At 70.6% G+C, this 12,335-nt stretch carries 16 protein-coding genes; 10 read left to right on the top strand and 6 right to left on the bottom strand.

Annotated features, from left to right (window positions below):
* Positions 1–336 precede the first annotated feature (336 nt).
* Positions 337–891: a sigma-70 family RNA polymerase sigma factor gene (locus GEV10_30115; protein MQA82669.1), complete on the top strand. Its 555-nt coding sequence runs from the start codon at positions 337–339 to the stop codon at positions 889–891.
* Here GEV10_30115 and GEV10_30110 read toward each other — a convergent pair.
* Entirely contained in the window at positions 884–1,285 is a 402-nt protein-coding gene (locus GEV10_30110) for an NUDIX domain-containing protein (protein ID MQA82668.1), read from the bottom strand. The genes GEV10_30115 and GEV10_30110 overlap by 8 nt on opposite strands.
* Before the next feature lie 60 nt (positions 1,286–1,345).
* Between GEV10_30110 and GEV10_30105 the strand changes: the two genes are divergently transcribed.
* Together GEV10_30105 and GEV10_30100 are read left to right on the top strand one after the other, a co-directional pair.
* A complete protein-coding gene (locus GEV10_30105) occupies positions 1,346–1,933 on the top strand; it encodes a hypothetical protein (protein MQA82667.1) in 588 nt (195 codons plus the stop codon).
* A 52-nt stretch (positions 1,934–1,985) separates the two neighbouring features.
* Positions 1,986–2,849 (top strand): PHP domain-containing protein, encoded by an 864-nt coding sequence (locus GEV10_30100; GenBank protein ID MQA82666.1) that lies wholly within the window; start codon positions 1,986–1,988, stop codon positions 2,847–2,849.
* On the opposite strand, the gene GEV10_30095 is transcribed toward GEV10_30100, so the two are convergent.
* Positions 2,821–3,678 (bottom strand): NAD-dependent epimerase/dehydratase family protein, encoded by an 858-nt coding sequence (locus GEV10_30095; protein ID MQA82665.1) that lies wholly within the window; start codon positions 3,676–3,678, stop codon positions 2,821–2,823. The genes GEV10_30100 and GEV10_30095 overlap by 29 nt on opposite strands.
* On the opposite strand from GEV10_30095, the gene GEV10_30090 reads away from it, so the two are divergent.
* The 3 genes from GEV10_30090 to GEV10_30080 all read left to right on the top strand — a co-directional run bounded on the left by GEV10_30090 (position 3,659) and on the right by GEV10_30080 (position 4,933).
* Positions 3,659–4,042 carry a VOC family protein gene (locus tag GEV10_30090; protein ID MQA82664.1) on the top strand — a complete coding sequence of 128 codons (384 nt, stop codon included), beginning with the start codon at positions 3,659–3,661 and terminating at the stop codon, positions 4,040–4,042. The genes GEV10_30095 and GEV10_30090 overlap by 20 nt on opposite strands.
* Positions 4,043–4,127: 85 nt before the next feature.
* Entirely contained in the window at positions 4,128–4,649 is a 522-nt protein-coding gene (locus tag GEV10_30085; protein ID MQA82663.1) for a DUF3995 domain-containing protein, read from the top strand.
* A gap of 5 nt (positions 4,650–4,654) precedes the next feature.
* Positions 4,655–4,933: a DUF167 domain-containing protein gene (locus GEV10_30080; protein MQA82662.1), complete on the top strand. Its 279-nt coding sequence runs from the start codon at positions 4,655–4,657 to the stop codon at positions 4,931–4,933.
* Positions 4,934–4,995: 62 nt separating this feature from the next.
* On the opposite strand, the gene GEV10_30075 is transcribed toward GEV10_30080, so the two are convergent.
* Positions 4,996–5,229, bottom strand: coding sequence for a hypothetical protein (locus tag GEV10_30075; GenBank protein MQA82661.1), 234 nt, complete (start codon positions 5,227–5,229; stop codon positions 4,996–4,998).
* Positions 5,230–5,310: 81 nt separating this feature from the next.
* Here GEV10_30075 and GEV10_30070 point away from each other — a divergent pair, with 81 nt between their 5' ends.
* Together GEV10_30070 and GEV10_30065 are read left to right on the top strand one after the other, a co-directional pair.
* Entirely contained in the window at positions 5,311–5,751 is a 441-nt protein-coding gene (locus GEV10_30070) for a cupin domain-containing protein (GenBank protein MQA82660.1), read from the top strand.
* A 106-nt stretch (positions 5,752–5,857) separates the two neighbouring features.
* Positions 5,858–6,457 carry an AAA family ATPase gene (locus GEV10_30065; GenBank protein MQA82659.1) on the top strand — a complete coding sequence of 200 codons (600 nt, stop codon included), beginning with the start codon at positions 5,858–5,860 and terminating at the stop codon, positions 6,455–6,457.
* Between the two features lie 13 nt (positions 6,458–6,470).
* Here GEV10_30065 and GEV10_30060 read toward each other — a convergent pair whose 3' ends face one another.
* The gene (locus tag GEV10_30060) at positions 6,471–7,013 is read right to left on the bottom strand and encodes an MOSC domain-containing protein (GenBank protein MQA82658.1); all 543 of its coding nucleotides are present in this window, start codon (positions 7,011–7,013) and stop codon (positions 6,471–6,473) included.
* A gap of 68 nt (positions 7,014–7,081) precedes the next feature.
* On the bottom strand, positions 7,082–8,059 hold the full coding sequence (locus tag GEV10_30055) for a hypothetical protein (GenBank protein MQA82657.1): 978 nt from the start codon (positions 8,057–8,059) through the stop codon (positions 7,082–7,084).
* Between the two features lie 166 nt (positions 8,060–8,225).
* Here GEV10_30055 and GEV10_30050 point away from each other — a divergent pair, with 166 nt between their 5' ends.
* Positions 8,226–8,795, top strand: coding sequence for a hypothetical protein (locus GEV10_30050; GenBank protein MQA82656.1), 570 nt, complete (start codon positions 8,226–8,228; stop codon positions 8,793–8,795).
* A gap of 31 nt (positions 8,796–8,826) precedes the next feature.
* Here GEV10_30050 and GEV10_30045 read toward each other — a convergent pair whose 3' ends face one another.
* Positions 8,827–10,362, bottom strand: a complete 1,536-nt coding sequence (locus GEV10_30045; protein MQA82655.1) for an MFS transporter — start codon at positions 10,360–10,362, stop codon at positions 8,827–8,829.
* 720 nt (positions 10,363–11,082) lie between these two features.
* On the opposite strand from GEV10_30045, the gene GEV10_30040 reads away from it, so the two are divergent.
* Positions 11,083–12,192, top strand: coding sequence for a hypothetical protein (locus GEV10_30040; GenBank protein ID MQA82654.1), 1,110 nt, complete (start codon positions 11,083–11,085; stop codon positions 12,190–12,192).
* The last annotated feature ends 143 nt before the right edge of the window (positions 12,193–12,335 follow it).

Below are 12,335 nucleotides of genomic sequence, written 5' to 3'. Positions count from 1 at the left end.
TGACTCTTTACGCCGTCCTCCGCGAACTCCAGGCCCTACTCGGCGTCTGGACCGGCGCTTGCCGTCTCTGCCTGCAACCCGTCCTGCCACGCCCACCCACCCCCGCAGACTCGACATAACAAAGTACTACTAGGAGGCTGGTGTGAAACGTTGCTCTGCTACGCGACGCCCAGGACGGCCACTGGCGGCGTTGTCGGAGCTCGCAAGTACGTTCCAGTACGAGCTCGTCCTCCGCCGCCGCCATTGACCGCCCTGGACGCCGCTCGCGACGAGCACGCTTCACACCAACCTCCTAGTACGGTTCGGGAAGGCACACGTCTCTTCGAGGGAGTACCGGTGGACGGTCAGGACGACATCGAGGCGCTCGCCCGGCGCGCGGCCGCGGGCGACCGGCCCGCGCTCGACTCGCTGCTGCAGGCCATCCAGCGCGACGTCATGCGCCGGTGCTCGCGGTTCCTGCCGTACCAGCAGGACGCCGAGGAGGCCTGCCAGGACACCCTGCTGAAGGTCGCGCAGAACATCACACGCTTCGAGGGCCGGTCGAAGTTCACGACCTGGCTCTACACCGTGACCGCGAACTGCGCGCGGCAGACGTACCGCTCCCTCAAACGCCGTGCCGCCGAGCAGACGAGCGAGTTCCAGATGGAGAACCCCGACCCGCGGCGCACGAGCGTCGTGGCCGGCTCGCGGCTCGACCTGCTCGAGGCCCTCGACAAGCTCGAGGACACCAGGGCCGACCTCGTCGAGCCGATCGTGCTGCGTGACGTCGTCCAGATGGACTACAACGAGATCGCCGGGCACCTCGGCATCCCGCTCGGCACGGTGAAGTCACGCATCCACGACGCCCGCGCCTTCGTCCGCGAGCAGCTCGGCGACTCGTCCGTCAAGTGACCGGCGGGGGGAGCACGCGCCACGACCTGAGGGTGTCGAGGAGCCGGTCCGTGAGGGGGAGGGCAGGCACGTCGGCGTACGGCACCCAGCGGGCGTCACGCGCGTCGTCGCCCGCGGCGAGGGTGCCGCCGACGACCGTGCATCGGTAGTCGCGGATGACGTAGGTGTCCCCGCCGGGAGCGTCGCGCTCGACCGTGCCGACGAGCGCGCCCGGGCTCACGGCGAGTCCGGTCTCCTCATGCAGCTCGCGGACGACGGCCTCGGCGTCGCTCTCGCCGGGCTCGACCCGCCCGCCGGGCAGCGACCACAGGCCCTCGCCCGGCGGCCGTCCACGCCGCACCAGCAGCAGGCGCGCGCCGTCGTCGACGACGCCGCCTACGCACGGGATCAGCATGGCTTCAGTATGGTCATGGGCATGCATCGGGCGCCGACCTGCCCGCACGGCCCGCACCAGATCCATGCGCCGGGTCCGTGGTCGAGTGCCTGGACGTGCCCGTGGCACGGCCGCGTCGACCCGTTCCACGCGGCCGCCAGACCGAGTACCGCCACTCTCGCCGCCATCGCGGGCAAGGCGCGCGTGCCCGTCTGGCTGCCGCGCCCACTGCCCGCCGCGTGGCTCGTGACGGGGGCGTCGTACGCCGGCGACGAGCGCACCGGCGGCCGGGCGACCGTCGTGGCGTGCTCGGGGCCCAACCCGTTCGGCGGGCCCGCCGACCTCCTCCTGGTCGCGGAGGAACCCGGCGTCGGACTCGGCGCGCGGTTCGCCGGGCTGCCGGGCGTCGACCCCGGAGGCGGCGTCGGCAAGGGGCAAGCGGACGCTCAGGTGCGTGCGCTCGGGCACGAGGCCCCGCTGTGGTGCGTGCAGAGCGACGCCGACCGGGCGGTTTACGTCGGCGAGGCCGGTGGCTGCTGGCTGTGGGTCGTGCTGTCGCCCGCGAGCGCCGGGGCGTTGCTGGTCGAGGACCTGCTGCTCGCCGACCTGCGGGCGAAGGTCCCCGACACCCTCGACTTCGGTGCCCTCTCGCCTATGTTGGCCCCGTGAGCGAGGAAGCGGGCGCGTGGAGACACAGTGCTCAGGTAGCGGGCGCGGCCGGATGAGGATCGACCTGCACGCCCACAGCACCGCGTCCGACGGCACCGACACGCCGGAGGAGCTGGTCCGCAACGCGGCCGACGCGGGCCTCACCGTCGTCGCGCTCACCGACCACGACACCGTCGGCGGGCACGCCCGCGCGACGGCGGCGCTGCCCGACGGTCTCACCCTGGTCCCCGGCGCGGAGATCTCCTGCCGCTACGACGGCAGGAGCGTGCACCTGCTCGCATACCTGTTCGACCCGGACGAGCCCGCGTTCGCCGCCGAGCGCGACAGGATCAGGTCCGACCGCGTGCGCCGTGCCCGCGAGATGGTCGTACGGCTGCGCGAGCTCGGCGTGCCGGTCACCTGGGAACGGGTCGAGGAGCTCGCCGACGGCGGCTCCGTCGGACGTCCGCACGTCGCGCGCGCCATGATCGAGCTCGGCGTCGTGACCGACGTGCCCGAGGCGTTCACGGAGCAGTGGATCGGCCACGGCGGGCGCGCGCATGTCAGCAAGTACGCTCTCGACCCGGTGCGCGCCGTCGAGCTCGTCCGCGGTGCGGGCGGCGTGGCCGTGCTCGCGCATGCGAAGGCGGCGTCGCGGGGCGCGTCCCACGCCGACGCGCTCATCGAGACGCTCGCCGGTGCCGGCCTCGCGGGAGTCGAGGTCGACCACCCCGACCACACCGACGACGCCCGTACGCACCTGCGCTCGCTGGCGCGCGAGCTCGACCTCGTCGGCACCGGGTCGAGTGACTACCACGGGGAGTCGAAGCACAATCGCCTCGGCCAGGACACGACGCGACCTGACGCCTACGAGGCGCTGGTGGCCGGCGCGACGGGCGCCGCCCCGGTCAGGTCAGGCCGAAGCCGCGTTCGGTGAACTCCATGCCCTGCCACCGGGTGAGCTCGCCGGGGACGTCGTCCGCGTACCGCTCCGAGTCGTCGACGGGGCGGTAGCCGATCGCCTCCCAGCCGTCGTCGCTCCACACCCGCCTGGTGTTGGCGGACACGCCGTAGAGCGCGACGTGGTCGACGATGTCGGCGTCGAGGCAGGCGCGGAAGAGGCGTGCCGCGTCGTCGTGGCTCAGCCAGATCGGCAGGTCAGAAGGCCGATCGGGCCGGTCGACGAAGTTCCCTATCCGGACCGTGATGACCTCGAGGCCGTGCTTGTCGGCGTAGAGGCGTCCGAGCGCCTCGCCGTAGGCCTTGCTGACGCCGTAGAGCGTGTCGGGACGGACCGGCGCGTCGGGCGTGAGCGTGACGTCCCAGGGGTAGTAGCCGGTGACGTGCATCGTGCTCGCGAACACCACGCGCCGCACACCGGTCACGCGCGCCGCCTCGAACACGTTGTAGGCCGCGACTAGGTTGTGCCGGCAGATGTCGTCGAACGATGTCTCGGTCGAGACGGCGGCCAGGTGGACGACCGTGTCGGAGCCCTCGACGACGCCCGTGACCGCCTCGAGGTCGCTGAGGTCGGCGGTGACGGCTTCCTCGTGCGGACGCGGGTCGGTCACCGGGCGGAGGTCGACGAGCCGCCAGGTCTCGCCGTCACGGGGTATCCGCGCGCGAAGGGCCGTGCCGATCCGTCCGGTGGCACCGGTGAGCGTGATCACGGGCATGCGCACACCCTGGCACATCCGTCGCCTCGCGCCCTGCCGTCCGAAGGGGTCGATTGGTATGTTCGCCCGCATGGCTCGAGTCACTGGCATCGGCGGCTTCTTCTTCCGTGCGGCCGACCCGGAGGCGCTGATCCGTTGGTACGACGAGCATCTCGGCGTCGCGCCACCGCCCAGTAGGGACAGCGATCCGTACTGGTGGCAGCAGACCGGCCCCACCGTGTGGGCGCCGATGCCGCAGGACAACGAGGACTTCGGGCGACCGCAGAACATGTGGATGGTCAACTTCCGGGTCGACGACCTCGACGGCATCCTCGACCGTCTCGCGAAGGCGGGCATCGAGATCGAGCGCGGTGTCGAGGAGTACGAGTACGGCAGGTTCGTCTGGTTGCGCGATCCCGAGGGGAACCCGTTGGAGCTGTGGGAACCGGCGGCGGACCAGTTCCAGGAGCCCTGAGCCGGGTCAGGGGTAGGTCCAGGGTGCTGCCGGATGGCGCCACGGCGACCGGCGCGCGATGCTCGGAAGCATGAAGGACTTGTCCATGCCCACGTTCCCGCGCCGCGAGCGAGCCGAGGTGGTGGCTCCGCGCCGGCGCACCTGGGCCGCGCACGCCGCAGCCCTGTGGGCATTCGCGTTCGCGACGATGAGCTTCTACTGGGCCGCCGGCGGCACGTTCGGCGTGAACACCTTGAGCAACACCATCGAGGGACTCGCCGGGCAGAATGCCTGGTTCACGGCGGTCGTCTGGGTCACCGGTGCCCTGAAGGCCGCGGGCGGCATGCTCGCGCTCGCGCTCGTCCGCCCGTGGGGCGAGCGCCTCCCGCGCCGGCTGCTGCTCATCGCCACCGCGGGGGCGGGTGGCGTGATGGCGTTGTACGCATTGGCGAATCTCGGTGCGCGGGCGATCCAGGCGATCGGCCTGATCCCGACGCCCGCGTCGATGCACACCGCCGCCGCCTGGTGGCACCTGCTCCTGTGGGATCCGTGGTTCCTCGCCGGCGGTGTGCTGTTCCTGCTCGCCGCATGGCAGTCCCACACCTCGCGTGGGGTCATCGCGCGATGACGGAGCTGCGCTTCGCGGTGCGCGTGAAGCCGGGCGCTCGGCGGACGCTCGTCGGCGGACGCCGTCCGGGCGCCAGGGGAGACGCGCTCGTCGTCGCCGTCGCCGCGCCGGCCGTGGAGGGCAGAGCGAACGACTCCGTCGTCCGCGCACTCGCCGAGGCGTTCGACGTACGCCCGCGTGACGTACGGATCATCTCCGGCGCGCGCGGACGCGACAAGGTCGTCGAGATAGGCCGTGTGCCGGAGGGGGCGGCCACACGACTCGACGATCTGCTGGCCCGCTGAGTCGCCTGTGGGGAAGGCGTCAGGGAATCCGACGGGCTCCGTCCGATATCGAGGACTCGGTATCAGAGCTTGGAGAGCTTGGTGCTCGGGAGCGTGATGCGTCGCACGATCCCGTGACCGAAGTCGGCCTGCAGGGCGACCTCGCCCTCGACCTTCACCACGGTGCCGAGCCCATAGCGGTCATGGGTGACGCGATCGTCGATCGCGAAGTGCTCCACCGGTCCGAGATCGGCCGGTGCAACGTTGAACGGACTTCCAGGGAGAACGCGCCGAGTTGCGGCGAATCGAGTGTTCATCACTTCCCAGTATGCGCCCACCTGCCTGTTCGTGTCAGCACCACCACCGGAGGGTTACCGAGATTCCGTAGTCTCGACGCCATGTCAGGACCCGGGAACCGGCCGCGATTCGCCACGATGCTCGACCTGGCGCCCCATCCCGAAGGCGGCTGGTACCGCGAGACCTGGCGGTCGGCCGTCGCCGTCGAGCCCGCCGGGTACGACGGCACGCGCGCGTCGGCCACGGCCATCTACTTCGTGCTCGCGCCGGGCGAATCGTCGCGCTGGCACCGGGTCCGGTCGGCGGAGCTGTGGCTGTGGCACGCCGGCGGACCGTTGCGCCTGCTGCTCGGTGGCGCGGGCGAGGCACCGGATCGCGACGTCGGGGAGGTCGTGCTCGGCGACGATCTCCCCGCCGGGCAGTGTCCACAGGCCGTGGTGCCGCCCGGCATCTGGCAGGCGGCGAGTCCTGTGGACGGCGAGGTGCTCGTGTCGTGCGTCGTGTCTCCCGGCTTCGACTTCGCCGACTTCGAGATGCACTGAGACGCGCAGTCCGGTGTGCTCTCACCGTTCGTGATCGACCGATCCTGGGCGGGTGTCGTTCTCGCGACCATGGTCGCGACGGGCCGCGACACGCTACGGTCGGTCCATGATCGTCGTTACGGCTGCACTCAAGGGCGGGGTCGGCAAGACGACCACGTCGGTGTACCTGGCCGCTCTGGCCTCCAGTCGTCGCTCGGCGAGCCTCGTCGACGCCGACCCGCAGGCCAGCGCCGCCGAGTGGATCGAGCAATCCTCCGACGAGCGGCTCGAGAAGATCGAGGTCGTCGAGGCACCCACGGATCGGCTGCTGACACGGGCTCTCGGACGCGTCGACGACGGTGCCGTCGCCGTCGTCGACACCCCGCCGGGGCACGAGCGGCTGCTCGCCAAGGCGCTGGAGCGCGCGACCGCGGTGGTCGTGCCCACCCGGGTGGGCGGGGTCGAGACACCTCGCGTCGAGGCGGTCCTCGCCATGGTGCCCGAGGGCACGCCGGTGGGGCTGGTGATCTGCTCGGCCCGCACGTTCACCCGCAGCTACCAGGACGCTCTCGGCGAGTGGGCCGAGGCGGGCGTCCCGGTGTGGGGCACGATCCCGGAGCGGGTCGCCATCACGGCCGGACCGATCGGACCGCTGTGGCCGGACGGGTTGGACTCGTACCGCAAGGTCTGGCGCCGCGTGCAGTCCGCCGCCCGGTCCACCGGCTGACGGGTTTGGTTCCCTAGACGGGTGCGAGCGGCTCGTGGGGCCGCACCGGCAGCTCGACCAGGACCGGGTCGCCCACCCGCACGTCGCCGTCCGCGCGCACGACGCCCATGACACCCGTCTTGCGCACGACGGTGCCGTCCTCGTCGCGGTGGAGGACCTGCTTGAGCAGCCCTTGCTGGAAGTCGTCGATCTGGTGGCAGGGGTTGCGCAGTCCGGTCACCTCGACGACGGCCGAGTCGCCGAGGCGCAGCACCGTGCCCGTCGGCAGGCCGAGCAGGTCGATGCCGCGGGTCGTGACGTTCTCGCCCAGCTGACCGGCCTTCACCTCGAACCCCGCCTCGCCCAGCTCGTCGTGCAGCTCGGCGTGGATCAGGTGGACCTGCCGCAGGTTGGGCTGCGTGGGGTCACGCCTCACCCGGGACCTGTGCTTGACCGTCTCGCCGGAGTGCGCGTCGCCTTCGACCCCGAGTCCGGTGAGCAGCTGGATCGACGTCTCCGTGGGCTTGCTGAACGCGTGTCCCTCACTCCTGCCGACCGCCGTCACCACACCGTCCACGGATGCCCGTCCTCTCGTCGCGAATGCGTCCGTCCCATTGTCCCGGGTCTCGCGGCGAGCTGATGCCGTCAGTACTCGTTGACCTGGTCGATCACCTGCGGCCCGGTGGCACGCCAATGCCGCCCGTCGAGCACCTGGGCCCGTTCCGCGAGGGTGTGCAGGACCGCGAGGGTGGCGTCACCGGCGCTCGCGCCGCTGTACCCGACGTACGCGACGACGCCGGGGACGGGCTCCCACGCGACGGCGGCGTTCCCGCCGAAGCTCGACGTGACGACGGCGGGACGGCCGTGGACGGTCTCGGCCCTCGCCGGCACCGACCCGTAGACGGTGTCGACGTAGAGGCGCTCCTCGATCGCGCCGCCACTCGCGACGACGGCGAAGACGAGCCCGCCGAGCTCAGCGGCGCCGCGGACCTCCTGCGCGCCGTACCGCACCTCGCGTACGTACACGGGACGGTAGGTCCCGCTCGCGACGGCGTGGAAGCCCGGGGGCGCGTCGACGACGGGGCGACCGGCCAGGACCGACGTGGCGGCGGCGATCGCCACCATGTCGGCCTGCGGCAGGTCGCTGCGGATGCGCGCGTGCCCGCCCGCGACCGGCCAGACGACCTCGCCGGGGCTGCTCCTGCCGACGACCGGACCTACGCGCGTGTGCCGACCGGTCGTCGGCGCCGGCACGGGGTAGGTGACGACCGCGCCGTGGCGCCCGAGCGATCCGTCGTCACGCCGGACCACGGTCGTCCACGGCCCTCGGTCGGCGGTGCGGTCGTAGCTCTCGTTCGTCCGCCCCGGGTCGACGCGCGGTGGATGATCGATGACGATGCCGACGGCATCCGCGCCGGTACCGAAGACGATCGGCGAGATCCAGGTGCCCGCGGGCGTCGGCAGCGCGCGGGTGGTCGTGACGTGCGCCGGGCCCCGCTGGCCTACGGCGAACCCGGCGATCGCGGCGACGGCGGCCAGCACGCATACCGCGTCCACCCGGCGCGACCGGACGAACGGCCGGCGCGGAGGGCGCTCGGGGCCGTGCTCGAGGACGTCGTCCACGAGAGAAGTGTCCTCCGCCGCTCGCGTACGCGGCAACGGATGCGGCGGCCGGCGTTCCTGCCGGCACCTGGCCTGTACTGGTCAGCTGCCCGATCCGGGTGAACCGCGTGCGGTCGCGCGCCGTCGCTGTCGTGACGTGTGATCAGCAACCGCGAAGGGACCACGTATGAACCTCATCCGCCGCGTCGCCGTAGCCGCCGCCACCACCGGAGCCGGCCTCGCGATCGCCGTCGGGCCGGCCGCCACCGCGAACGCGGGCACCCTCGAGGAGATCGAGCGGACGCCGTGGGTCACGCTGTCCCAGGGCGACGAGGGCTACCGTGTCGCCGCGGTGCGTTGCTTCCTCGACCAGTCCGACCACTTCGACGGCTGTTCCCCGACCGCCAGGGGTGGCGACGACTTCACCGGCGGCCTGAAGGCCGCCGTGAAGCGCTATCAGCTCGACAAGAGCCTCCCCATGTCAGGGAAGGTCGACGGCGCGACCTGGCAGGCGCTGCGCCACGACGTCGGCCTCGTCGACCGTGGTGACGAGCGCTCCGACGTCGTCAAGGGCGTGCAGTACGCCCTGCGTGCCCACGGCCCGCGCTACGCCACGCAGGGCCCGAGCGCTCTCGTGGACGGCGAGTACACCGCGTCCACCGGGAAGTACGCGAAGAGCTACCAGTGGACTCACCACATCCAGCAGACCGGCGAGGTGGGCCCGACCACCTTCCGCTCCCTGTTCGCCGCTTCCTGACCGAGCACCTCGAGACGGCTCCGGCCGGGCCCTACGCCCGGCCGGAGCCGTCTCGCCGGAGCATCAGCACCACGACGGCGGTACCGGCCATGAGGACGGCGCTGATGCCCGCCGCCACGTGGAACCCGGTGGTGAACGCGTCGCGGGCGACGTCGAGCAGCTCGGTGGCGAGCGGACCGGTGAGCCGTGCGATTGCCGTGACCGCGGCGCCGAGGTTGTCCCTCATCGCGTCCACCACCGCCTCGGGAGCGTCGCCCGGCACCGATCCGGCGGTCGACCGGCGGTAGACGGCGGTGATGACGCTGCCGATGACCGCGATGCCGAGGGCGCCGCCGAGCTGCGGTGCCGTGGTCGAGATCGCCGCCGCGGCTCCGGCCTGCTCGGGCGGCGCCGCACCGATGACCATGTCCGTGGCCAGCGCCATCATCGGGCCTAGGCCGAGCGAGACGACGATGGCGCCGGTGACGAGGACGATGAGCCCGTTCGCCCCGCTCACCTGGGTCAGCACGCCGTAGCCGAGCGCCGCGAGGAGCAGGCCGACGCCGATCACGAGCGGCGGATCGACCACGCGGGCGATGCGCGGTGCCAACGTCGATCCGACGATGACGCCGACGGCCGACGGCGCGGTCCACAGGCCGGCGTGCAGCGGCGAGAGGCCCTCGACGAGCTGCAGGTACTGGGCGATGGCGTAGTTCGATCCCCACAGCACGAAGATGCCGAGCGCCAGGGTGCCGGCCGCGGTCGCGAACCCCCGGTGGGCGAACAGCTCCAGGCGGACGAACGGCTCGGCGAGCCGGCGTTGCCTCCGCACGAAGGCGGCGCCCGAGGCGAGACCCACCGCGATCCCGAGAGCGGACGTCGGGCCGACGCCTTCGGCGGCGACCCGCTTGAGTCCGTACACGATCGGGAGCACCGTGACCAGCGAGAGCAGTGCGCTGACGACGTCGAGCCGTCGAACGGCGGGATCGCGGTGCTCGGGCAGCAGGACCGGCGCGAGTACGAGCAGCACCGCCATGACCGGAACGCTCAGCAGGAAGGCCGATCCCCACCAGAACCGTTCGAGCAACCATCCACCCACGAGCGGACCGAGCGCGGTCCCCCCTGAGACGCTGGCGACGATGACCCCGACGGCCGTGGCCCGTTGGCGTGGCTCGGGGAACAGCGTGGCCGTCAGCGACAGGGTCGACGGCATCAGGGTCGCGCCGGCCACGCCCATCAGGGCACGGGTGGCGATGAGCATCTCGGCGTTGACGGCGTAGGCCGCGAGCACCGAGGTGACTCCGTACGCGGCGGCGCCGACCAGCAGGATGCGCCGCCGCCCGATCCGGTCGCCCCACGCACCCATCGTGATGAGCGAACCGGCGAGGAAGAACGCGTAGACGTCCACGATCCAGAGCAGCTGCGTGCTGCCGACGGTGAGGTCTCTGCCGATCGACGGCAGCGCCAGGTTGGTCACGGTGAGCTCGAGCGAAGCGAGCAGAGCGGGCAGGGCGAGCACGGCGAGCCCGATCCATCGGCGCTTTCCGGAGGTCCGAGGCGAGGTGATCTGAGCAGAGGTCGGTGTCATGGATCCAAGCCTGAAACCTCGACCAATATTGAGGTCAAGTCACGCCGGTGGCCACAAATCGATTGACGGGCGTCGACGTCCGACCGGTACGGTGCGTGGGTCCATGACGGATCGATCGAAGGGAGCGAGAGATGTCCGCGCAATCCCGCAGTTCGCTTCGAAAGGTCCGACGAGTTGGTCTTCTCACGTTCATTCACCTGCGGCCATGATCGAGGCAGCGGTTTGCCGAGCCTGTCGTCGCCAGTGGTCGCCGTGCCGGGGCCGGAGGCAACCGCGAGCCGACATGAAGCTTGGGTCGACAACTGCTCATGGCTGTCTTCAGTGCGCCCGCCGGAGCAGCCATAGAGTGCCTGCACGCAATCTCGCAGCGATCTGTGTGGATCGTTCAGTCCATGCTCGACCGCTACACGCCGCTCGTGGGTTAGCCATCGCTGCGTGTTGCACTGGGCCCCCTGACCGGCCGTGATCCTACTTCTGACTGTTCGCCACAACGCTGCGATCGAACACACGTTCAACGTCTTCCGTTCCGTGCTGTTGGTCGGCTTGGACTGCTGTCCTGACTGCGCGTCTATGATCGTGGGCGATATGCGCTGACAACCGGAGTCGGCTGGTGCGCGCCCGACTCCCTGCTTGACCGAGGAGCACGTCCTTGACGCCGCTGCTGGTTCTCTTGCGGGCAGAGGCGGCTGCGTTCCACCGGCATGCAGGAGGAAAACGCAAATGAGCAGGCGCGGCAACGCACGTCGGGCGAGCGATGCTGGACAACGACCCCATAGGCACACCCATGGTAACGCTGCGGTCCAGCATCCTGGCCGCAGCGCTGGTCCCGCGCGGTACTATGCCCAGTTTCCCGCAGGTCTGAGCGCTCTGGTCACCGCGAGCCTCGAGGCTGACGTCCAGGCGAAGCTCGAGTTCAGCGACGACAGCAGTGCTATGTTCACCTCCGAGACGTCCGTGCGGGCGATCGCGGATCTGCCGTATCTCAAGAACGTGTTCCACGTCCTGTATGACGTGCCTCGAAGGAACCTCGCCTCCGCATTAGAGAGCTTCAGCGCCGCCCTGGCCGAAGGGCGACTCCAGCTACCTCGTGAGGCGAACGGACGACCTTTCCGGCTGATGGCCCACATCGACGGCCAACTCGCTCCGCTGCCCAAGCCTGCGCGCACCCACCTGGAGAACGCGATAGGTCGGGCAGCCCGTGCGCGGGTCGAAGCACGCGGTCTCGGCGAGGAGTACTGGATCGTCGGGCGCCGCGACCTGGATCGTTTTCTCCTCGCTCGCAGGGGACCGAAAATGACCTCGAAGACTCGGGTACCTGCCGGCAGCCTGGCGCCCGAGGTGTCGGATCTACTCATTCGCATGTCCGAACCGAGCAAGGGCGACCGCTTTCTGGATCCTTTTGGCGGCAGTCACGCCCTGGCGCGTGCTCGCTCGCGCTACCCCGCGGCGTCGATCATCACTTCTGACACGGTGCTCTCCCGCGACGCGGATCCGGGTGATTTGCCACGGCAGGTCGTAGTCCGCTGTGAGGACGCTCGGCAGTTGCCCAGCATCGAGGACGGCTCGGTCACAACGATCGTCACCGACCCGCCTTGGGGTGAGTACGAATCTGTCGATGACCTGCGAAAGTTCTTGGTTGCGACATTTGCCTCGTTCGCCAGGGTCCTGAACCCACGCGGGTCGCGTGTTGTCGTACTGATGAATCGTCGCGGCGTCGGTCTGCTCCTCGACGTGGCTCAGGAAGCAGGCTTTCAGGTCGTCGCGTCCCACGACATCCTCGTCAACGGTCACCCAGCCACGGCAACGCTGCTCCGCCCAGCGCCGGCCTAGCTGTAGCTACTTCGACCTGAAAAAGTCGCAGCGTGGCGGTCGATGATGTGGTGGCTGGTGGTGGAGAGGATGGCCTCGAACCCTTGGGCTAGAAGGGATCGAGGCCATCGTGTTCAGAACTGTAAACGATCAGCCGACGTTGT

It is taken from the genome of Streptosporangiales bacterium, assembly GCA_009379955.1.
In the GTDB taxonomy this organism is placed as follows: domain Bacteria; phylum Actinomycetota; class Actinomycetes; order Streptosporangiales; family WHST01; genus WHST01.
Note: the sequence above shows the minus strand (reverse complement) of the source record. Positions and strands in the feature narration are given on the sequence as shown.